Origin of the sequence: Bacillus sp. FSL K6-3431, from assembly GCF_038002605.1 — a bacterium.
Classification (GTDB): Bacteria; Bacillota; Bacilli; order Bacillales; family Bacillaceae_C; genus Lederbergia.
Map to the genome: position 1 here is coordinate 4,392,985 of NZ_JBBOCT010000001.1, position 23,166 is coordinate 4,416,150.

The 23,166-nt window shown below is 34.3% G+C and carries 19 protein-coding genes and 3 pseudogenes; 20 read left to right on the plus strand and 2 right to left on the minus strand.

All coding sequences use genetic code 11. The features are described 5' to 3' along the window. Nucleotides 1–67: 67 nt before the first annotated feature. The 13 genes and pseudogenes from MHB53_RS21160 (at nucleotide 68) to MHB53_RS21220 (ending at nucleotide 14,420) form a co-directional block, all read left to right on the plus strand. Nucleotides 68–997: a GNAT family N-acetyltransferase gene (locus tag MHB53_RS21160; RefSeq protein WP_340922129.1), complete on the plus strand. Its 930-nt coding sequence runs from the start codon at nucleotides 68–70 to the stop codon at nucleotides 995–997. Between the two features lie 268 nt (nucleotides 998–1,265). Continuing rightward, on the plus strand, nucleotides 1,266–1,550 hold the full coding sequence (locus tag MHB53_RS21165) for a GNAT family N-acetyltransferase (RefSeq protein ID WP_340922130.1): 285 nt from the start codon (nucleotides 1,266–1,268) through the stop codon (nucleotides 1,548–1,550). A gap of 89 nt (nucleotides 1,551–1,639) precedes the next feature. After that, nucleotides 1,640–1,990, plus strand: coding sequence for an NUDIX domain-containing protein (locus MHB53_RS21170; RefSeq protein WP_340922132.1), 351 nt, complete (start codon nucleotides 1,640–1,642; stop codon nucleotides 1,988–1,990). A 219-nt stretch (nucleotides 1,991–2,209) separates the two neighbouring features. Further along, a complete protein-coding gene (locus MHB53_RS21175; RefSeq protein WP_340922134.1) occupies nucleotides 2,210–2,827 on the plus strand; it encodes a class I SAM-dependent methyltransferase in 618 nt (205 codons plus the stop codon). Between the two features lie 214 nt (nucleotides 2,828–3,041). Next, nucleotides 3,042–3,815, plus strand: a complete 774-nt coding sequence (locus tag MHB53_RS21180; protein ID WP_340922136.1) for a Cof-type HAD-IIB family hydrolase — start codon at nucleotides 3,042–3,044, stop codon at nucleotides 3,813–3,815. Between the two features lie 271 nt (nucleotides 3,816–4,086). Continuing rightward, nucleotides 4,087–5,463 carry a UDP-N-acetylmuramoyl-tripeptide--D-alanyl-D-alanine ligase gene (locus MHB53_RS21185; protein WP_340922138.1) on the plus strand — a complete coding sequence of 459 codons (1,377 nt, stop codon included), beginning with the start codon at nucleotides 4,087–4,089 and terminating at the stop codon, nucleotides 5,461–5,463. Nucleotides 5,464–5,552: 89 nt separating this feature from the next. After that, nucleotides 5,553–6,679 (plus strand): annotated as a pseudogene (locus MHB53_RS21190) (IS3 family transposase). A 495-nt stretch (nucleotides 6,680–7,174) separates the two neighbouring features. Next, complete coding sequence (locus tag MHB53_RS21195; protein WP_340922140.1) at nucleotides 7,175–8,602, plus strand: serine hydrolase domain-containing protein; 1,428 nt, start codon at nucleotides 7,175–7,177, stop codon at nucleotides 8,600–8,602. A 261-nt stretch (nucleotides 8,603–8,863) separates the two neighbouring features. Next, entirely contained in the window at nucleotides 8,864–9,139 is a 276-nt protein-coding gene (locus MHB53_RS21200; RefSeq protein WP_340922142.1) for a hypothetical protein, read from the plus strand. A 1,197-nt stretch (nucleotides 9,140–10,336) separates the two neighbouring features. Then, nucleotides 10,337–11,845 (plus strand): P-loop domain-containing protein, encoded by a 1,509-nt coding sequence (locus tag MHB53_RS21205; protein ID WP_340922144.1) that lies wholly within the window; start codon nucleotides 10,337–10,339, stop codon nucleotides 11,843–11,845. Nucleotides 11,846–11,877: 32 nt separating this feature from the next. Next, complete coding sequence (locus MHB53_RS21210) at nucleotides 11,878–12,093, plus strand: chorismate mutase (RefSeq protein ID WP_340922146.1); 216 nt, start codon at nucleotides 11,878–11,880, stop codon at nucleotides 12,091–12,093. Between the two features lie 837 nt (nucleotides 12,094–12,930). Beyond that, a pseudogene (locus MHB53_RS21215) lies at nucleotides 12,931–13,596 on the plus strand (phosphopantothenoylcysteine decarboxylase domain-containing protein). A 62-nt stretch (nucleotides 13,597–13,658) separates the two neighbouring features. Continuing rightward, complete coding sequence (locus tag MHB53_RS21220) at nucleotides 13,659–14,420, plus strand: class I SAM-dependent methyltransferase (protein ID WP_340922151.1); 762 nt, start codon at nucleotides 13,659–13,661, stop codon at nucleotides 14,418–14,420. A 174-nt stretch (nucleotides 14,421–14,594) separates the two neighbouring features. Here MHB53_RS21220 and MHB53_RS21225 read toward each other — a convergent pair whose 3' ends face one another. Next, complete coding sequence (locus tag MHB53_RS21225) at nucleotides 14,595–14,855, minus strand: hypothetical protein (RefSeq protein ID WP_340922153.1); 261 nt, start codon at nucleotides 14,853–14,855, stop codon at nucleotides 14,595–14,597. A 560-nt stretch (nucleotides 14,856–15,415) separates the two neighbouring features. Here MHB53_RS21225 and MHB53_RS21230 point away from each other — a divergent pair. From MHB53_RS21230 to MHB53_RS21250, 5 genes and pseudogenes are all read left to right on the plus strand, one after another. Beyond that, a pseudogene (locus tag MHB53_RS21230) lies at nucleotides 15,416–15,508 on the plus strand (helix-turn-helix domain-containing protein); the annotation flags it as partial. 360 nt (nucleotides 15,509–15,868) lie between these two features. After that, nucleotides 15,869–16,321 carry a VOC family protein gene (locus tag MHB53_RS21235; RefSeq protein WP_053474663.1) on the plus strand — a complete coding sequence of 151 codons (453 nt, stop codon included), beginning with the start codon at nucleotides 15,869–15,871 and terminating at the stop codon, nucleotides 16,319–16,321. Between the two features lie 1,279 nt (nucleotides 16,322–17,600). Continuing rightward, entirely contained in the window at nucleotides 17,601–17,918 is a 318-nt protein-coding gene (locus MHB53_RS21240; RefSeq protein WP_340922162.1) for a PadR family transcriptional regulator, read from the plus strand. After that, complete coding sequence (locus tag MHB53_RS21245) at nucleotides 17,905–18,474, plus strand: DUF2812 domain-containing protein (RefSeq protein WP_340922164.1); 570 nt, start codon at nucleotides 17,905–17,907, stop codon at nucleotides 18,472–18,474. The genes MHB53_RS21240 and MHB53_RS21245 overlap by 14 nt, the downstream gene beginning before the upstream one ends. Before the next feature lie 19 nt (nucleotides 18,475–18,493). After that, complete coding sequence (locus MHB53_RS21250) at nucleotides 18,494–19,762, plus strand: erythromycin esterase family protein (protein ID WP_340922166.1); 1,269 nt, start codon at nucleotides 18,494–18,496, stop codon at nucleotides 19,760–19,762. Nucleotides 19,763–20,334: 572 nt separating this feature from the next. Here the strand turns inward: MHB53_RS21250 and MHB53_RS21255 are convergent. After that, nucleotides 20,335–20,937 (minus strand): Uma2 family endonuclease, encoded by a 603-nt coding sequence (locus tag MHB53_RS21255; RefSeq protein ID WP_340922168.1) that lies wholly within the window; start codon nucleotides 20,935–20,937, stop codon nucleotides 20,335–20,337. 608 nt (nucleotides 20,938–21,545) lie between these two features. Here MHB53_RS21255 and MHB53_RS21260 point away from each other — a divergent pair. Next, complete coding sequence (locus tag MHB53_RS21260; protein ID WP_340922170.1) at nucleotides 21,546–22,133, plus strand: GNAT family N-acetyltransferase; 588 nt, start codon at nucleotides 21,546–21,548, stop codon at nucleotides 22,131–22,133. Between the two features lie 466 nt (nucleotides 22,134–22,599). Then, nucleotides 22,600–23,124, plus strand: coding sequence for an HAD-IIIA family hydrolase (locus MHB53_RS21265; RefSeq protein ID WP_340922172.1), 525 nt, complete (start codon nucleotides 22,600–22,602; stop codon nucleotides 23,122–23,124). The last annotated feature ends 42 nt before the right edge of the window (nucleotides 23,125–23,166 follow it).

Consider the following 23,166-nt stretch of genomic DNA (forward strand, 5'->3'; position numbering starts at 1 on the left):
TAGTTGAGAAGGAACTCTTCATATCTGGTAATATAAGGTTTTCAACAATGCAAAGGAGCATACTTAAATGTCGATAATAACAATTGTAAAAGCAGCGATTTCCGATGCTGAAAAATTAACAGAAATAATAAAAAGGACCTTTGATAAAGAAGCGAAAAAGTGGCTTCAAAATCAAGATAATATAATAGATTATAATATTCAGCCTCCAGGATATTCTTCGATTGAAATGACTAAATATATGATTGAAGAATTAAAATGTTTTAAAGTAATACAGAATGAAGAAATTGTTGGTGGAATTATAGTAACGATAACTGGTAAGTCTTTTGGAAGAATAGACCGAATTTTCGTTGATCCTATACACCAGGGTAAAGGAATTGGTTCATGTGTAATACATTTGATAGAGGAAGAGTTCCCAAATGTAAGGACTTGGGACCTTGAGACATCCAGCAGACAAATTAACAATCATTATTTCTATGAAAAGATGGGTTATAGAACTACCTATGAAACTGAGGATGATTATTGTTATATAAAAAGAATAGAGACTTCATCAGGAAAAGAAAACGTAGTAGAAAATAAAAATATTTCAAATGTGCAATATGAGAATTGTGATATGGCAAAGTCGGAGTTCTATCAAGTAAATTTGGAAGGAAGTTCATTCAGTAACAATAATTTGAAGAGTAGTCATATCAACAATTGTAATTTTAGCCACTCGAAGTTCCACAATATAAATCTTAGAAATTCGCTTTATGCCGATTTAAATCTTTCTTATAGCAAGGTGATGCTGGTCACTTTAGGAGGGGTTCGTTTCATAGATACGAATCTTGGAGATGACAAGAAACCAATATCATTTGAAAGATGTGACCTTGAAGGGAGTAAAATTAGTAACAGTAATCTTAGAAATGCAGAGATACAAAATTGTGACTTGACTGGTATGAAAATAGATAATATTCCAATAGAAGATCTTCTTGAAGTGTATTATCAAGTGAATAAGAAATAAGAAGTCATTATTTTCTTATTGTACTAACAGGCTGTACTTGAAGAAGGGTTTTTCTTTAAATATACCAAATATATTATTTAAATTTAATTTTATAGGGAGATATCAAATAGAAATTAGAAAAGCTACTTCAAATGATATAAATGAATTAGCATCATTAATGGAACAACTTGCTTATCAAACCTCTATAGAGCAAATGAAGATTAGGTTTAATAATATTGAAGCTACTCCCAACCACTATACTTTAGTTGCTTGCTAAGAAGGAAAAGTTGTGGGGATGATTGGTTTTCATACTGGAGTCCTTTATAACAAAGATGGTATTTATGCTCGTGTAATTGCTTTTGTAGTGGATTCTAACTATCGAAATAAGGGAATTGGAAGGCTTTTATTAACTGAAGCTGAAAAATGTGCAAAAAAACTAGGAGCTGAGGGAATTGGGTTAAATAGTGGAAATCGTTCGGAGCGGGACAATGCACACCAATTTTATAAGCATATGGGGTATATAGCAAAAAGCACAGGATTTGCAAAGAGCCTTTTTAACGCACCTATTTATTGAAGTTATTGTACCAACATGCATTTAGCCGAGGAACGATTTCAGAAAAAAATGAATTATTTGTTATGTGATTATACATAACTTAAGGAGGAATGATTACCATTACTCAAAGGTATAGATCTTCTTCACTTTGTATCATTTGGAAAGCTGATTCAATATTGTTGGAACAATTTCCCGAAGAGGACGGAGTTATTACCTTCCGCCCAGTTGGAGGAACCATTGAATATGGTGAGGACAGCAAATCTGCTGTGATTCGTGTAGTAAAGAAGGAAATAAATCAAGATATTATTGACTCGAAACAATTAGGTATCATCGAAAACATATTCCCTAGTTATGGGGAAGTGGGCCACGAGTTTGATTTTATTTATGAAGCCAAGTTCCTCTATAACAATGTCTATGAACAAGATGTTATTCAGGGTGTTGAAGGAGAAAAAAATACCTAGCAGTTTGGCAGAGATTATCCGATTTTAAGGACAATCCTAAAATTAGGCTTGTCCCAGACGGATTATATGAGATGGATGTTAACAAACGAAGGAACATCAGAATGCATAGACAATATAAAACATATAAATACCAAAGATATATTACAGTTTTAGACGGTAAGAAATGCGGTCTTTCTTCAAAGGGACAGGCTAGTTCAATAAAGTTTCGGAGGGGACAAAATGAAGGATTCATTTGAACAAAATATTATAGAAGCCTACAACAATAAAGCAATTGAAAGAAATTCATCTAATTTGCAAGACTGGAAGGCTAAAGAACGAGAATTTTTTGGGGATAATATAAAAAAAGAAAAATTCAGTAGTTTATTGGAAATTGGAGCAGGAACAGGGAAGGACAGTCTGTATTTTAAAGAACAAGGTTTAAATACTTTTAGTACCGATATTTCACCTGAAATGGTCAAGTTGTGTAAGGAAAAGGGGGTAAATGCTAAAGTGATGAACTTTAGCAATCTTGATTTCCCCGATAATCACTTTGATTCTATTTGGGCACTTAATTGTCTACTTCATGTTTCTAAAGAAGACATAAAAAGTGTTCTAAATGAAATCAAAAGGGTTTTAAAACCATCTGGTTTATTTTATATGGGTGTTTATGGCGGAGAAAATTACGAGGGGATTTGGGAGGAAGATTCTTATATACCAAAGAGATTTTTTTCCTTTTATGAAGATGAATCCATAAAACAATTACTGTCGGAATTTTTTTCAATTAGGTATTTTAATGTAGTATCAAAAGATATAGTTGGTGGAAACTTCCACTTTCAATCCATAATTTTGAGAAAATAACTTTATCATTACTACTACAATTAGATATCTTGTGAAAATATGCACTTAAAGTAACGGGTGCGATATTTCAATAAACAAAAAAACGCTTTTTCTTATTCAACTATCGTGCATTTAGTTTAAGGAGGAATTTGAAGCTTTTACGTAGAATTGATAATAGCAAAAAAATACAAAGGAATTTTTCACGTACATATTGATGATTTTAAAGGGGATTTTTATGGATTACAAAATTGTATTTTTCGATATAGATGGAACCATTACACATCATAAGGATGGTAGTATTTCAAGTAAAACTAAAGGAGCTATAAAGTCATTAAAAAGCAAGGGAATAAAGGTTGTAGCTGCAACAGGAAGACCGTTATCTATGTGCAAAGAAATTGAGGAAATGGGAATAGATACTTTTATCACAGCTAACGGAGCCTATGTAAAACATAAGCAGTTGGTAATTCATAAAATAGCTATGAATAAAAACATAGTCCAAGAAGTGGTTGAATATGCACAAGCAGAGAATCACGCACTTTCATACTATACCGAAGATTTTAGTATGAATGGTGTAAAACAAAATGAAGTATTACTAGCATTGAAGGAAACTTTGTCATTGAATGACTATCCTGCCATAAATCCACAGATTTATAATCAAGAAGTATATTTAATGTGCCTGTTTACGACTGATGAGGTTGTGGAGAAATACACTCATAAATTTCCGCATCTAACATTTAAAAGATGGCATCCTTACGTGTTAAATGTATTACAAGAAGAAGTTTCTAAATCTTTAGCTATAATAAAGGTTCTACAGTATTTTGACATTGGAAAATCGGAAGCTATTGCGTTTGGCGATGGTGAGAACGACATAGATATGCTTGAATTAGTCGGACTTGGAATAGCAATGGGGAATGGAAATGAAAAATTAAAAAAGGTTGCAGACTTCGTTACAAAAAAATCTGGTGAAGATGGCATTGAGTTTGCATTAAAAAAGTACGGAATTCTTTAAACAAGAAAGTATATAGTAGAAGGAAGAAAAGAACATAAGAGGTAAGAGGAAAGTGGCATGGGTGAATCCAATGGTAACCTGGAAATTGTGTTGATTTAAACATTTCCAATATACGGTAAAATGATTATAGGTGATAGAGATTGTGAAATTGTGTGCTTAAACTATAGGGTGCGTTTAGTTGAAGAAGATTCTGATGATTTTTTACAGGAAAATTGCAATAAACCAAAGAATTAAATAATAAATAATTATTTTCCATTATGGAGGAATTTATTTGATAATTAGAAATCTTAAAGATATGCAAGAGATGATGTCTGGGGACGGTTTAGCAAATGAGTACGAGAAACTTCTTGTACAAGGTGTATCGATTGATTCTAGAACAATAAAAAAGGGGAATTTATTTATTCCAATTGTGAGGATTAAGGATGGGCATAAGTATGTTAAAGAAGCAATGGCAAAGGGGGCTATTGCTTCTTTATGGGATAAAAGTCATTCCGATCCCCCGAAAAATACTCCGTTAATTTTTGTTGAGAATACTTTAACAGCTTTACAGACCTTAGCAAACTCTTATCGTAAACAACTTCCTACAAAAGTTATAGGAGTTACAGGAAGCAATGGCAAAACAACTGTTAAGGATATGGTAAATTCCATTGTAAGTACAAAGTTTAAAGTGCATAAAACAAAAGGAAATCTCAACAGTCAAATTGGATTACCACTAACAATTCTAGAGGTATCAGAAAGTGATGAAGTAATGGTCCTTGAAATGGGGATGAGTGAAAGAGGTCAAATAGAACGATTATCCAATATTGCTCAGCCAGACATAGTTATTATAACAATGATTGGATTATCACATATAGGTAATTTAGGTTCCAGAAAAGAAATTGCAAATGCAAAATTAGAGATTTTAACAGGGTTAAAGGACAATGGATTAGTTGTATATAATGGTGACGAGCCTTTATTGCAAAAACTTAAAAAATTAAAGAATAAGAGACTTTTTCGTTATCATACGTTCGGAAAAGCAAAAGAGAATGATTTACACCCTAGCTCAGTTTCTGTTGATTCTGAGGAAGTTCGTTTTTGTACCAATAGCGAAAACTCTCCAACCTACACAATTTCTTTGATGGGAAAACATAATGTTTATAATGCCTTAGCCTCTATTGCGGTTGGGAAAGAATTTGGAATGAAGGAAGAGGATATAGTTCAAGGTTTGAAAGATTTAAACATCACTGATATGAGAATGCAAAAATTAACTTCAGCTAAAGGTTTTACAATAATAAATGATGCCTGGAATGCTAGTCCGAGTTCTGTTCAAGCTGCAATCGACACCCTCCAGAAACTATCAGGTTACAATAAGAAATTCTTGGTTTTGGCAGATATGCTTGAATTAGGGGATAAAGAAGAAGAATATCATAAAAATATAGGACGTTTAATTGATCCAAGTAAAATTGATTTTCTTTTCACATATGGTCCCCTTTCAAAGTTTATATCAAATGAAGCAAGAAAAAACTTAGGTAAGGAAAGAGTAAATATATTTACAGATAAAAACGACATTGCAAAAAAAATAATCACCATAGCAAATCCTTGTGATATTGTTTTAATCAAAGGTTCCCGTGGGATGGCATTAGAGGATGTTGTAAAAAGATTATTATAACTTTTTCCTTAACTGGATAGGCTACACTTAGTTGGACAATAAAAATAAGGGCGAGTAGAATAATACACAACTAGTGAGGAGAATCTACCATGCCTAAAAAAAGACGTACCTTTTCAACCGAGTTTAACAAACAAGTGGTGGCTTTATATGAAAGTGGAAAAAGCCGCCAAGCAATTGTAGATGAATATGAATTAACTGCTTCTGCATTAGACAGAGGGATTGCTCAATTCCAACAGTCTGGATCTTTTCAAGAGAAAGATAATCGAAGCCCTGAAGAACAGGAATTGATTGATTTAAGAAAAAGAAATAAGCAGTTAGAAATGGAAGTCGATATTTTAAAGCAAGCCGCGCTGATCATGGGACGAAAATAGAAGTGATAGATAGAAATCGTCACAAATATTCGGTATCAGCAATGTGTAAAGTCCTACAAATAGCTCGTAGTACATTCTACTATGACACAGAAATAGCAGCTAAAAAAGAACAAGAAACGGCCGGAGAAGAGCAAGATTTAAAAGGGAAGATCCTAGATGTTTTTAACAAAAATCGCCAAGTATATGGCACTCGAAAAATAAAAAAGGTTATACTGTCTCCAGACGTCGCATAGGACGATTAATGGAGGAGCTTGGAATTCGATCCAAATACGAACAAGCATCGTATAAACCGATGACTTCTCGACCAAATGAAGAGCCCGTTCGAAATGTGCTAAACCGGGAATTTCAGGTGGATAAAGAGATGTCTGTTTTAGTTAGTGACTTAACGTATGTGAAAGTCGGCAAGGCTTGGAATTACGTCTGTTTTTTAATAGATTTATATAATCATGAAATCGTTGGTTATAGCGCTGGAGAGCACAAAGACGCAGCTTTAGTTCAGCGTGCCTTCACGTCTGTCAAGCAGCCACTAGGAAAAATCAAACTGTTTCATACAGATCGAGGATCTGAATTTAAGAACGTTGGAATAGATGAGTTATTAAGTAAATATCAGATTAAAAGATCACTAAGTCATAAAGGAAATCCCTATGATAATGCGGTGGCAGAAGCTACATTTAAGATTTTAAAAACAGAATTAATGAACGGAAGGCACTTTCACTCCCTTGAACAACTGGTTCTTGAACTTTTCGATTATGTTCATTGGTACAACAATATCCGGATGCCATAGTTCAATCGACTATTTAAGTCCAGTAGAATACAGAAACTTGTCCCTTAAAAAAACTGTTTGATTTAGTGTTGACATACCATTGTATATGAATTAGTAGAAATAGTTAACAAAATCAGAGAAAACATGTCTTATAAAAAAGAGGGGATCAACATTGAAACGATTTACTTCTTGTATTCTTTTATTTTTGCTTGTTTTAGTAGGTTGCTCAAATACAACAGAAACAGTAAAAGAAGACAATTGGGAAGAGAGTGCGACATGTATAATGATAATAAAGTTATTGAACTTTGATTATTAAAAGCTAAGAGCCTTACTACATTCTAGCAAGGCTCTTTAAAGTTGTTTCAAATTACATCCATCTGTTTATATAATACTTAAAAAATGAATAATAAAGTTGTTTACTTCTTATTGAACTAACGCATCTGTTCGTTTAAGTGTAACTCTTCACAATTACTTGATATTATATAGGTGAATAGAAAGATAAATTAAAATTTAGTATAGTAGTTGTAAAAGTAGGTATTTATATTATTCTCTTATAATTTTTCAAAAAGGAGAATTTATGAAAAAGATTATTGTTTTTGTATTAACGATATTTATATTATTCTCAGGATTCGCAACACAAAGTTATGCGTTGTCAGATTCGAAATCTGCGGCAATACAAGCGTTGCTAGATGATGCCTGTCGTATATCAGGTGTGCCGGGAATGTCAATCTCAATACTTGCTGATGATGAAGTGTTCTACTTTTCTTCAGGGTATGCAGACCGTGAAAAGGGGTTGTCTGCAAGTGAAAATACACTCTATGAGTTAGCCTCGGTCAGTAAAGCTTTTACCGGTATGGGTATTATGCTGTTGGAAGAGCAAGGGCTGCTCTCAATGACTGACCCTGTCCAAAAATATTTACCTTGGTTTACGTTAAAGTATCAAGGGAAACCTGTTGATATGCAAAGCCTTACACTAAATAATTTTCTTCACCATACCAGTGGTCTAACAAATATTAGGCATACTCAAAATATTCCACAAGGCAATACACCGGATATGTTGCAAAAGACTGTGGAAATGCTCGTAGATGCTGAATTGGCGTTCCCTCCCGGTGAACAGTATAACTATGGAACCGTTAATTATGACGTATTGGGTTTGGTTATTGAGATTGTGTCGCGACAAAGCTATGAAGACTTTATGAGGAAACAGGTATTTCAGCCGTTAGGTCTTCACCAGACGTATGTTTATAAAGAAGATGCTCAAGCCACTGGACAGTTGGCACAGGGCTACCGTTCTTCCTTTTTTATGACAACTCCATTTAAAGCTCCGGATTATGCTGGGAATAAACCCGCAGGCTACATCATTTCTAATACAAAAGATATGGCGCGTTGGATGGGCATACAGATGGGTATCGTGCAGGACATACCCAAAATATTTCACACGGTTATCGAAAAATCACATAGGGGTGATATGTCTGTTTCGGCTGTCAACGATATGTATTATGCGGCAGGCTGGTCGGTAAACGCCGACCAAACGATTATAGAACACACTGGAGGCAATCCAAATTTCAGAACCGAAGTAGCCATACTGCTAAGTGAACGAACAGCCGTCAGCTTGCTGAGCAACGGCGCAAATACCAATATAAACCTGGTACTAAAAGTTAAAGATATATTAGACGGCAATCTAACTCAGTCATATGAAATAAGCGGCACACAGCTTTTGGATATCATTTTGTCGTCTATCACTATTATTCTTTGCCTATTGGCCGTTCTGCTATTTCTCTTAGGATTACGCAGAAGGAAAACGAATGAGCGGCAGCCAATGACAAAAAAGAGAATAATCGTAACAGTTATTTTCCTGATCGCTACGATTGCCCTAGGTATACTGTGCTGTGCTTTCGATTGGTCAACGATACTTATTTGGCAAACATATAGTGTTCTTACAGCTTTGATTTCGTCAGCATTATTAACAGCAAGCATTACATGGTTTGTATACACTCACCGATAAAATACCTCGCTCCCAAGATAAACATAATGTTAAGTAATTAAATTTCAATTTATCGGTATGCTTAATTTGAAAAACATAAGACACTTCGGTGTCTTTTTTAATATCATCGACAATTTTCCCAGTCAAACCTAATTACTATTGCTTCAACTAACCTGCTCCGTACGTGGAATAAGGATTTTTAAACAATTATATTATTTTTTAAATGACTTTATTGTAAATTAAACAACTTTATTATTTCTGCACACGACATTGATTAGAGAAATGGTTGTTACTGACCAAGGGGATAAAGAAGATATTGTTTTTCGTATAGGTAATAATGGAAAACTTATAGTTCAGGAAGTCCCTTATATTGCGGGTCAATCCAATAAATATTTTTGGATGTTTTGGGGAGAAAAAGAAACTTTGACCAAGTCAGTAAAAATTGTAGGAGTGAGTAAAGAAACAGGAGAATCCTTAACTATTTTTGAAATCCCTCAAGGTCAATCATCATTAGCTCCTCTTTATGGAGCTGACCATACAATGCCATCTTCGATATAAAATTACCAAGTGTAGGTTTATGGCGATTAGAAGTTTACTTTGGTGAAAAACTTTTTGGAAGTGTTGTTGTAAATGTAGAAAAAAAGTAAAGAATTTTATTCAACAAATGGGAACTTTAGTTAAAGAAGCAGCATAAAAGGATCTTCCAATTGGAGATCCTTTTTCAATGCCGATAACATGAAATTATGTTAACTAGGTTTGTATAAAATATTCATTTGATCCTTAGAGGTTTTCTTTAATTAGGGGTATCGTCAGGAAAATGCGGATTTACAACGCTAAGCCCATTTTCCTGACGATACCCCTCTTTGAAATAGCTTTAACTTGAATTCGGTAAGTAACCGCTTAGAAAGTTGAAGAAACTGCGTTAAATCAAGGTTTGTCGGTCACAAAAAATTATTAATTTTTTTGCAAAAAAACCAGGACACGATGCACCTTTTGTCAAATGGTAAAATTTGTGTTAGGATTGATTTGCTGTAAAAATAAATCGTAACGAGGTGAGGACAATGAAAACAAAAAAATATACGTCTTATCCTCATCATATTGCTTTTTAGTTATTTTTTTACTAATACACTAGGCTCTGAGGGTAGGATTTACTCTCAGGGCTTTTATATTTAGGCAAAAGGAACGTTTAAGCTTTCTTGCCGATCTATGACAGCCACTTACAGAGTGGCTGTCATTTTTTTAGGACAAAAAGTTGGTCAAGTCAACAATATTAGTTTTATTTTGAAATTGGTAAGAATTTAATCTTTTTCTTACAAATTGATCTGAACTCTATTAGGGGGTTATGTATTCAACTTAAATTACTTAGGATGGAATTCATTTTTCACGGAAAATTTCAAACAGTGCCAGTTTAAGTTTGAGCAGGCTTATACCTGGAGATTTGGGGTCGATCCGTTTTGTCGTTACCTTGTTCCAAAGGATAAGGGGCCCCCTTCTTGAGATATCGTTTCAACTTCGGAATCGTTTTCCGTTATTCACCGATTTCCAAATATGAAAGGATGATACTTTATTAAAAGACTCGCTCAATATTTTCGCTCATTACAATCCGGACAGTCATCTTACAGTAAGATTTATGAAGACCCAATCTATTGGAATAATGATGTTGCCTATTACATTGAAAAGACAAATAAACTCACACCGGATAAACCATGTATCACCATAAAAATACCTTTTGACCGTCTCGGCTTAGATGAAAATATGGATCAAGTTGTTCTCTCAGATGTTGCATTAAGACAATGGGTTGATCATACTGAGACATTAAATGAATTGATTTATAACCGGTCACGTACTGATAAAGAAAATGGTGCTTTTTATTGTTTTCGTCCAACCAATGTGTTGTTGCAACGTAATGCATCCTATGTCGAAGTCATCTCGGAAAAATGGTATTTATGCTTAATGATTACAGTTCAACTTCCATTCAAGGATAATAATAAAGCTATGCGCATGCTCTGCAAAATGCTTCCAAAAGAAGTGGAGGAGTTTACTGCCAAGTTTGATCTCATGAAATTAAATGCTGCCTATGAATTGGTAAAAAAACAAAATATGATTCGCAAATGGCTAAAATCCAATGGTTATTGTGCGTTTATTGGGAATGGCAGCATTTTGCCAAGAAATAAAGACAACAGTGGGCCACTAGAAGGTGCCTTGCCTTTTACATCCCCGGAAGATGTTGAAGTTGAAATTTGTGGTTTGCGGGGAATGGGAATAAAACATGGTGTGACGGTCATCACCGGCGGTGGTTATTCGGGCAAAAGCACATTGCTGGATGCACTAAATTCGGGGATTTACAATCACATCATAGGCGACGGACTAGAATTTGTGATTACAGATCAAAGTGCAATGGAAATATCTGCAGAGGAAGGCCGTACCATAAAAAATATCAATATTACGCCTTTTATAAAATGGATACCCAATAGTTCGGCTGAACAGTTTTCGACTGACTACGCCTCAGGTTCCACATCTCAAGCTGCAAATATTATGGAGGCAATCAACTTCGGGTGTAAGCTTCTTCTTATTGATGAAGACAGAAGTGCGACCAACTTTATGATTCAAGACATCAAAATGCGGTCATTAATCAAGCATGAACCCATTACACCTTTTACGGAACGCGTCAGGGAGCTTTATGAGACTGTTGGCGTATCTTCCGTTCTTGTTATTGGAGGTAGCAGTGAATTTTTATCCGTAGCCGATCAAATCATCCTAATGGACAATTTTGTGCCAAAAAACGTAACCCAGGAAGCAAAAAATTTATGTGAACCACGCGAACGTATCCCCCTTACAAAATGGGAGATAGAAAGAAAAATAACCACCGATCGCTTTTCGAGCTATCCACAGGGCAGTGGTACAGAAAAGCTGATGGTTTCAACCATGGGATACATGATGATAGGTGATGAACAAATTGATATCAGAGGGCTTTACAATATCACATCACACGCCCAGCTTGCAGCTATAGCCTTTTTAATTCGAAAAATAGCTATAAGTAATCAGGGTCGCCCCATCTTTCTTCATGAAAAGATCAAAAAAGCTCTCGAAGATATGGAGAGAGAAGGAGTGGATATTGTATTTTCTTCCTTTTTTCCTGGTTTCGAAAGATGGCTTGAATTACCTAGAATTAATGAAGTATTATCTGTCATAAACCGAATGAAACATTTGAATTCTATTCAGATTGAGCCCTCTGAACACCTCTATTTACGACATAAATATTGATTATCTTGATAATCAAATAGTTAAGTTAATTAGTGAAAGGTAGATACGTTGAACAAGCTGCAAAATTCAAAAAGGATACTGAAGATGTTAAAGTACCAAAAAGAGTTGAAGCTGTAATTAAAAAAGTTAGAACAATTGCTGATGAAAATAATGTAAATCCTGATATTATTGAAAAAGTATATAGAACAATGATTTCTTGCTTTATAAATCACGAATTAATCCATCATTCAAAAATAGATAATATATAAGGGTAAATTACAAGATGCAATACAATAATTTGTCGGAAAATTATTATATCCTATATATTCAGCAATCGGGCTCTTTAATGGAGCAATGAAAAAAGCCTAATTTCTTCACATTAAATTAAAAAATTAGGCTTTTTAATATTGAAATTTCCTTAACGTTGTAAATCCGCAATTTCCCGACGCTACCCCAATTAATGGGGCAGGTTAGTGAAATACTGAAATTCAAAAAAGGTTTTACCAAAGTTAATCCAGAATTAGGAAAGAAAGATATAAAATTGAGAGAAATGAATTATGAATTAGAATATATTATATAATACTAAAATTTAGGAGTGATTTCATGAAAATTCTTTATTACATAGTAGTACATGTTATAAATTTTTTCTTCCTAGTTGTAGTAGGATTTGTTTCACTTGCTTTTTTTTCCAATCCATCAGCAGGTTCATTGTCACCTTTAAGCCCTGCAATCCTAGCTCCTGTAATTTTCTTACTATTACTTTTGGTTGCTAACTATATTTATCAACTAAGGAAAAAGAATTGGCAGGCACTACTTAACGGAAATGTCATTTACATAGTAGTTTTATACGTCGTAATAACCGTGGTAATGCCATTTCTAAATGCACTTGTCTTATATTAGATAATGCCACAGCCACAGACTCTTTTATCATACCCCTGAAATTCCGCAGCAAACAAGCATCCTCGATTTGAAGATCCCTTTTTAATGCCGATAAGAAACTTTATGTAAACTAGTCTTGTATAGAGTATACTTTGGAATCTTGTTCAACGTCTGGTTTATAGTGGTAAAATGTTATTAGATATTTTGTTGTACAAGGTGGGAATACAATGTTAAATAAAAATGTGCTAATCACTAGTGGAGGCTGTCTAGAAAAATGGGATAATGTTAGAGGACATACTAACATGGCAAAAGGTACAATAGGAAAAATGATTGCTGAAGAGGCGTTATCAAAAGGAGCAAATGTTACATACCTACATGGATATTTTGCAGTTAAGCCGAAGATTAAAGATACACAAAACTTAAAGTTAGAAAGTTTTGAAGGAATTATTGATCTCCAAGAAAAAATGAAGAATATTATTTTAAATAAAAAAATAGATGTGGTTATTATGGCTGCTGCCGGATCTGATTGGATAGTAGATAAAATGATAGGAGAAGATGGAGAAGTTATATCTCAGCAAGGGAAAATATCGAGCGATAACCCACCAATCATTCATTTTAAAAAAGCCCCGAAAATTTTAAAATAAATTAAAGAATGGAATCAAAATGTAATATTAGTGGGCTTTAAACTCGAAAGTAATGCAGATAAAATAATGCTTTTAGACAGAGCAAAACTAAGAATGAATACCTCTAATGCTGATTTTATGATAACTAATTCATCAGATTCTTTATATTCGACTATGGCAACGCATTATATAATCAATAAAAATAATGAAATTTATGAATGTCCTAGTAAAGAAGAAACAGCAAAAACAATTGTACAATTTATTGAATAATTGTTTTTACAAAAAAAATCATAATTTCTTACAGACTCAACAAAATAGGAGGTATAAATTATATGAAAGTCACTGATTATTCAAAGATTGCCAACAAATATGAGAAAAACCAGTATAGATTAGACGAAGTTCAATTTGATAACAATTTAAAGGAATATATTAATAATAATCCTAAATCAATGTATCAGGTTTTAGACTTGGCTTGTGGAACAGGTATTTATCTTGATAACCAAATAAAATATTTTGATAACTTCGATATTGATTGGAATGGGCTTGATGCCTCGAAAGACATGCTAATAAAGGCAAAGGAAAAGTTGAAAAATGTCTCTCTAGTTCACGGTCTAGCTGAAGATATGCTCTATGAAGATGAGAAATTTGATTATATTTCAAATAACTATGCTTTTCATCACTTTATAAATAAAGAACCAGCTCTTGATGAAGTTTATCGTGTTTTGAAGAAAAATGGCGTGTATAAACTACATAATATCGCTATACATGATATGAAGAAATGGTGGATTTATAATTACTTTCCATCCGCTTATTATGAAGATCTAAAAAGATTTTGGGAAAAGGAAGTTATTTTTCATGAACTTTCAATAAGAGGGTTTAAAGTGAATATGCAGATTGGATATCGTTCAGAGAAAGTTAAAGTATCAGATTATCTAGGATACGCAGAGAATCGAGACATATCCATATTAACTTTGATTGATGATCAGGATTATCAAGAAGGGTTAGAGAAAATGAGATATGATGTTAAAAATAACCCTGACAAAACTATAGTGAATGATTTTGCAGAAATGTTTTGTATTTCCATGAAAATATAAAGGTTCATCAACTATAAGGCGCTTTAATTAAACAAGCAGCTAAAAGGATCTTCCAACCGAAGATCCTTTTTCATTTCCGAAAACTGGCGTTATGTTAACTAATACAAGCTAATAGTTGGAATTTTTATAATGTGGTTAAAGTCAAAAACTATCATTATTATTCCAAAGTAAAGACTATTTTTGGACTTCAAATAACACTTTTCTCAGTTTGTTTAATAAAACTAAAACAAAATAGAAGACAAAAAAGTTAAGTAATAAACCTAATAATTCAAAACTGAACTGTCCACCTCCATAATATCCTAACCACTGGGCTGGAAAACCAAAATGGCGATAAGGTTCTTCAATTCGGATCCCAATTCCAGGAATGAAAGAAAGGATAATCGTTGCAATGAGACTAAGAAAGTATAATGATCTTTTGCTAGTTAATAATTTCATATTATCCCCTTTCGTAAGCTAGTGTTTCAGCAGTTTGACTAACCCAAAGATGCTTACATCATTTTTATAAGATTGATTAAATTCCTTCAATACTTCTTGTGATTTTGGATATTCGAGAAAATACTGGAATCTTTTCAGGAAATCTATCGTCATTAGTTATAGGGCCACAATCCCAATAGTTTCTTAAATACGGTTTTGACTCTTTATTATATCAAATAAGAGGAAACTTTCTCGGAAAAATATGGGGGGATTACTACATTATAGAATGGAAGTAGAGTTATAAAAGTCAAAAAATTATCTTCATTGTTAACTAATCTAGCAACAAGTTATTATTATTTGCACAGCCCCCCATTAACCTCAAGTAGTAAAAAAACAAAGGAGTGAGTCTTTTGAAGATAAAAATAGTTAAATCATTCTTTACATTGGCCACAATTTGTTTCTTGTTACTTGGTTCGATGACATCAGAAGGAGTTGCATCCGCAGCAGACTCTAAGATTACAAGTGAAAAATATAATATTAGTATAAATATCAACCTCCCTACAACTTGGGAAGTAGAAGATAAAGAAGGAAATATGACCGTAAATCAAATTTGTGAAATTACAAATGTATCTAGAGCTTCATTATATAGAAAGCTATCGGAAGAGAACCAATAGTACTTCCATATTCCATTAAAGGGCCATTTAATCGAGTACAGGGCAGGAATATTTTGTGGGGAAGTCGAAGTTGTTTTATCGAATAGCAACTACGGTATCGAATTTTTGAAACTATTTGAACATGATGGCATTCACAAAATAAGGTTCGTGAATATTCCATAGTAAAGGGTTTACGAAGTGTTGTTCGTTAACAAGATGTTATATGACATACCCGTAAACCCAATTTCACATTTTCCTATACTGTGACTTTTCTGTTATCATGAACTGTGACAAGGTGTTTTTTTGGAATTTGCAACTTTTTAATAGAATAATTATGAAGATAATCAAATAATAAATTTTTACATATAAGGAGATAAAACTATGGAAAAAAACAAATTACTAAGAATGGACAATGTCGGCATCGTTGTAGAATCCCTTGATGACGCAATCTCTTTCTTCGAGGAGATTGGCTTGAACCTCGAAGGGCGAGCCACTGTCGAAGGTGAATGGGCTGGTCGCGTAACCGGATTGGGTTCTCAGTGCGTAGAGATTGCTATGATGGTTACCCCAGATGGCCACAGCCGACTTGAACTTTCGCGATTTCTCACCCCACCTACTATATCAGATCACCGGACTGCTCCTGTAAACGCCCTCGGTTATCTACGCGTCATGTTCACCGTTGAAGACATTGACGAAATGGTATCCAGACTCACTAAATATGGTGCTCAGCTCGTTGGCGAAGTGGTTCAGTACGAGGACTCGTATCGGCTCTGCTACATTCGTGGAACCGAAGGACTTCTAATCGGTTTGGCGGAACAACTCGGTAACAAATAAGTAAGTGACGTTTTTTAAAAATCCTTTACTGAAATATACATTACTGAAGTAAAAATTGAAACAGAAAAGAAGTGTGAAAGTAACTCGAAGAAGTCGGGTACGTCATATAACGCAGCATTCACGCTGCGGGACTCTCCGAGCCCCTTGGTCGCCAGGAGAAGAAGCAGGAAAGCAGAGATTCAGGCGACAACCCTGCGAGCCTTAGAACTTCGTTCTAAAGCTCGCAGGGTTCGTGAATGCGAAAACGTTATATGCCAATCCGACTCGATTTGAAGAAAATTCTTATTCAATACAAGGGCGCTTTTCTGGGTGCGACACGTTCTTGGCTCAAATGAGATGTGGTTAACACAATCTCGATAAAGGTCGGGCAATTTATGATTTAAATTGAAGGATATTATCGAGAAGTCGAATGAAGAGGTAACGCTCTGAAAGGCTTCCACTGCGTCGAGTAGCACGCTGTTTAGTAAGGAAAAGCGTGTTATAAGCTCGGCTAATAGGCGTGAGAATTTACCGTAACAGTCCGGCTGACGCAACCCTACCGATGGGGTGGAGTAAATCATGGTGCTTGGGTTGAACAGGTATGGTGAGAATGCAATGTAAAATACAATAATACTGTATTGCTGACAAATCTTCGAATGTACGGGTCTAGAATGGCGTTATATAGAAATGTATTTACTACTAGATGTAGGGTTAGATGTGGATGAGTAAGAATCCGGAATATAAAAGTCCATCTTGTGTTACAGGCACATGCAATGTTAACAGGCTCATAGGAAGCACCTAAGTTTGTTCCAAAATAGATATAATTCGACGTTGTAAGCTGATAACGTGGAGGGATAGCCACTAGACTAATAGAAGATTCATTCATCATGCAAGGCAGTTCTTCAACGATTAATAAGGTTCTTGTAAGACTAATAGATGTTCACCCTCCACTGGACGGTACCAACTTATTGAAACGAAAGAATTGAGGCACACAAAGTACCGATGATTAATTGAAATTGGATTAGTTGGAGCGCCGTATGCGGTGAAAGTCGCACGTACGGTGCGAAGTGGGGGAAAAGCTGGAGATAACGTCAAAAGCTTAGCTATCACTATAATAAAACTACGCAAAAAAGTCGATTTTCCTATGTTGAGGAAATCGACTTTTTTTAGATTGAGGTTTGCATTATTATAAAATTTTTCACAGTATATTCTTCCGATTAATTTTTGTTGACTATTCAGTTGAACTGTAATATATTGTTATTAAGTCGAACTATATAGTTGAACTGAATGGAGCGAGGATATGAAACATCAATTATTACCATTGTCTGAAACGATGCATTATATTTTATTAGCTCTGCGTGAGCCACTTCATGGCTATGCTGTGATGCAAAAAATCGAGAAAATGAGCAATGGAACTGTTATTTTAGCAGCTGGTACATTATACGGCGCGATTGAAAACTTGAATAAGCATGGTTGGATTGAACCTGTTGCAGAGTCAGGTCGGAGAAAAGTTTATATGATAACTGCGGATGGAAGCGCCATTTTGGAAATGGAACAAAACAGGTTATTGCATATTTTATCCCTGTACAAAGGAAGTGAATCGAATGAAGAAATTTAAGATGTTTTTTGACATTGAAAAAGAGGAGCAATGGCTGAACGAGCAATTACAAAAAGGCTATCGTTGTACAAATATTAGTGGATTAGGAATATACACTTTCGAAAAAACCGACGAGAGATATGTGATGCGACTGGATTGTCAAGATTATTTATCAAAGAAAAAGTTCAAAGATTACAAAGGTATATATGAAGACTTCGGTTGGATTTATATAAATGGCTCCTGGCTTGGCGGAATTCGATATTGGCAAAAAGAAAATGATGATCAAAATGAAATCTTCTCGGATCGCCAGTCAAAGAGTAATTATTATAAAAGATTAATGGGTTATTCATTTATGTTGGGTATGCTGTGTTTGGCTTATTCTTATATGCTCTACAAGGATTCGGGATTATATTTAACTGAAGGTCTTTGGAGTATGAAAGGTGAATTATTTTGGAAAGCATTTTTATTTGAGACTCCATTTGTTCTTTTGAGGTCGCTTCCCGCACTTATAGTTATTATTTTTGGTAGCAGTTTCTATAAAGCTTATAGAAAGTATTCAATGTTAAAAGAAAAATAATAAACGAGGGGATTTAAAGATGCACTTTTCTAAAAAGAAACCTTTCTTATTGGCTGTTATTTGTCTCATAATTGTTTTATCAGGGTGCAGTAATAATAATAAAGTGTTTGATGAAGCTGAAAAATATATTTCCTCTGTTAAAAAAATTAATATTCCGGATGATGTAAGAATAATTGGCTTGGGAGAGGCAACACATGGGAATTTAGAACTTCAGAAGTTGAAAAAAGATGTATTTGCAGCATTAATTAAAAATGAACATGTCCGTGTGTTTGTAATAGAAGGGGATTTTGGAGGCGGACAGGAAATTAATCAGTTCATTATAGATGGAAAAGGTACTGCAGAAGAAGCTGTGAACGCACTTGATTACAGCATTTATAAAACGGAGCAAATGATCGATCTTGTTCAATGGATGCATGATTATAACGTTACTGCCAGTAACGATGAGAAAATATATTTTTACGGAAATGATATGCAGCGATATGATTACAGTAAAAAAGGTCTGCTTGACTATTATGAAGTTGCTAACAAGGATGCGAAACAAAAATATGCAGTTCAACTGGAACATGCTTCAAATAATACAATGAGATCGTTATCAACGAAGCAACTGAATAAAATTTATGAAGTGCTCGATAATATCATTTTTGATCTGCAATCGAACGAAGTAGCATATACGGAACATTCATCATCGGATACGTTTGCCTTTGCTTTAGAATACGCACAACTTATGAAACAACGAACAGAGCTATTTTTAAATGAGGGGGACTACCAACAACTTCGCGATCAGTATTTAGCTGACAATTTGCACTGGATTGTTGAATTTGAGGCTGCTCGTGGTCATGATAAGGTATTCTTCTCCGGACATAATGGGCATATCGAAAAAACGTCTGCTTCATTAGCTGGTTATAAATCGATGGGAAGTTATTTAGATGAGTTATATGGGTCCAAGTATTTTGCAATTGGTACCGACTTAATGAATAGTAAATTTCAAGCCTTAAACCGCAGAACTGATAAAAGAAAGAGTTATAAGATAAAGAATCATAATGGTTTAGTTGGTGCATTTAGGGAAGTAGAGCCAAATATCTTCTACGTTGATTTTGAAAAAGCCAGTGAGTCAAAGGAATTGTTGGACATTTTAAGAAGTGAACAAAAAATGGTAAACGTAGGTGACGACTTTCGTTCTTGGCAAAAGCTTTTAAAAATTTTTTACACAATTGAAATGATACCCAATAAGGCCTATGACGGCATAATTATTTTAAAAGAAGCAACACCAACAGATGTAATTGATTAAAACAAAATATTTTATTGCCTTTTTTCAAAACAGGTTCTTATTTTAAGTAAAATATGCATTAGCTAAAACTGTATATTTTTGAAGGTGAAAATAAAGTTATTCCATTATCGGCCGCGATTGTTGAAAAAACAAATGATAATTTGTTGCGGTAAACACTTTGGTATTGTAGTAGTAAATGAGGTCATATATTGTACAAAAAGGATAGATGTATGCAGGTACACTCCCCTGTTCATCTACCCTTCCATTTACCCTACATGATGTGTGACATTATAATAAATTGTTTAGTTATAGGGTTTTATTATTATTTACTTGACTTTTAATTAATAAAAATGATTATCTAAAGGGGTTTTTAAGTCTCCCAAAAGTACATCTGAAATTTGGAAATGGATTAAGAAGGTCGGGCCTCAGGTATGGGTGTTGAGTATGATCGTTTAAATTCATCCAAACCGGATCTTTTATGACGGGGCGGGAAAAATAAGAGTTTTTTAACGGTACAGTTGTGTCTAAATAAAAATCTACATTTCAATTCAGATCAATCTCACATGAAAAAAGCCGTAGAAGTGAGGGAAGGCTCAACTATGGTTCTCTTTTAACTGTGGAATTTGATCCATTACTTCTTTCATCGTGAAAGAAATACAGGAGATATTGGGAGAGGTAATTTGTTCATCCCCTTGGAAGATATTAATGATTTCATAACGATCATTAGTTAAAATATATTGCTCTAAAAACCCAGAGTTTGGATCTACAATCCAATATTCAGGAATATTGAATTCAGCATATGTTTTTAACTTTTCAATTTTATCACGCTTTAAAGAAGAAGGGGAGAGGATTTCAACGACTAGATCTGGTGCCCCCTCTATTCCCCGATTGGATAAAATATTTATGCAGCTTTTGTTAACAAGTGCTAGGTCGGGTTGGCGCACTTCTGTAGAAGAGAAAATAACATCAATTGGAGAGAAAAAGATAAAGTAGTTTGATTTACAATTTAAAGAGATCTGCTCATTTATTTCAAAAATGAGCAGTTGATGGATGGTCGATGGGGAAGGGCTCATCAATTCTAATTGTCCTTGTACTAATTCGTAACGTCTCTGATCGTCTATTTCAGCGTAATCATCATAAGTAAGATTGTTTTCTTTTATCATATTTCGTTTTTCGTCTTTGTTTTTATGATTCATTTGTACATCCTCCTTACAAGCAATGAAATAAAGCAAATTTTGGGTTTGCTACTCAATCGTTTTCTAAGGGTTGCGGTACCTGATTGTATTTTAATTAATTTTTCAAGCTAGATTCATTCCAATACTGTCAATAAACGAAAAAAAAAATCCCCCTTTGAGCTTAACGTACCATAGAGCGGAAAGGACTAATGCCTGAAGGGATTCCATTGGAAAATATTTCTTATTTAACAATACTCTTTCCTATTATAATTATAGCACAAAGGAATTTTTCGAACATAGAACTTATTTTGATGATGATATCTATTTTCATTTTTTTCTGGATTGGAAAAAGTGGTCAAACGATTGGATTGTGTTGTTTCCCCATAGGATGGTAACTTACTACGGATAAGGTTCTATTTAATAATTCTCTCACGCAACTCCTCCCAAGCCCTACAATTTTGTGAACCATTGCCAAATTTACATACGATTAGAAATATTTACAGATCTGTTCAGCCAGTTTTATGAGTGAAAATTAACCTTTTGTAGATACTATCATGTAAATAAACACATTTATATGGCATATTCATGATTATGTAAGAATGAGTCATTCAATGATAAGGAGTAGTTTAATGAGTTGGTATAATAAATTAAATGAATACTTTCCAGCCGAGGAAATGAAATCAAAAAAGCATATGGATAAACTATTAAGTGAAAAAGGGGATATTTATCATAAAGATGAAGGTTTATACCATGTGATGATGTATGCAGAGTTCGATAAATTTGTTTTTATTGATTATATATGGGTATCGTCGAAGGCAAGAGGCGAAGGAATTGGACATAAATTAATGGAAAAAATGAAAGTGAAAAACAAGCCCATATTGTTAGAAGTGGAACCGATTGATTACGATGATTCTGATACGGAAAAAAGATTACGCTTTTATAATCGAGAAGGTTTTATTCATGCCCAGTCAATTGGTTATAATCCCCGTTCATTAGCTACGGATAAGCCATTGACATTAGAAATTTTATATTGGTCACCGAATGAAAGCGATACAGAAGCAAATATTTATAAACAAGTGCAAACAATCTATGAAACGATACATTCATATAAGGCAGAAGAAATATATGGTAAGCCCGAGCAAAAGGTAGATGAGGTGGTAACATTTGATGAACAGCGAAGGGATGATTTCACAGGAGAAATGGAGGCTCGTGATTAATATTTTCATAAGATTATCTCACTGATACTTTAGCTTTCCCTCGGCTTAAGATGTGGGTACTTACTGCTAAATAGTCGCAGTAGGATTCTAGGGCAGGAACAGCGAGAGAAAGAATATGTATCGGGGATATACAGGAGTGATAATCAAAAGAAATTCGAGATCGGGTCCAGGTGTGGATTCGGTCTCATTCCCATTCGGAATCACTTAATGCTTCGTCCCTAATGGTTCGGATGTTTTAGTATTGCTTCTTTATGTGAGGAAACATACGAGATAGAAGAGGTACGATGGCACGTGAAGCAAGGGTTTGAGGGGGATTCACAAAACAATGAAGTAGTGAATTGGTGTACATTTAATCCATCTTCACCAAAAGTTTGGTTAGAGTAAGGTATTAAGAGATTGAAATTAAATGTCGGAATGTTATGGTTATTATGGATAGATTAATAAGTTTAGGAGTGAGGGAGAATAAATGGCAGAAATACAAGCAGTGTTTATCGATCGTGATGGAACAATTGGGGGTACAGGTCACTTTATTCATCCCAAAGACTTTAACCTATATTCCTTTAGTAAAGAGGCCTTTAAGATGTTAAAAGAAAATAATATTCGGATGTTTGCCTGTACCAATCAACATAGAATAAGTAGAGGCCAAGCCACGGTTGAGGACTTTTATAGTGAGTTTATGTCCTATGGATTTGATGACGCCTTCATTTGTCCGCATAATCATGAGGAAAAGTGTAAATGTCATAAGCCGAAACCAGGAATGTTAATTGAAGCATCTAAAAAGTATCATTTGGATTTAAAGAAAACTGCCTTTATTGGTGATGTTGGTGGAACGGATATGTTGGCAGCACATTCAGTTGGAGCTAAGAAAATTTTAGTATTGACTGGATGGGGAGAGGACTCACTTAAAAAATATCGCTATACATGGGATGAAGTAGAACCGGATTATATTGCCAAGAATTTATTAGATGCTGTTAAGTGGCTTATAAAATGAAAAGTTGTACCCATTTTAGGAGAAAGGGTGAGTAATAAGTTG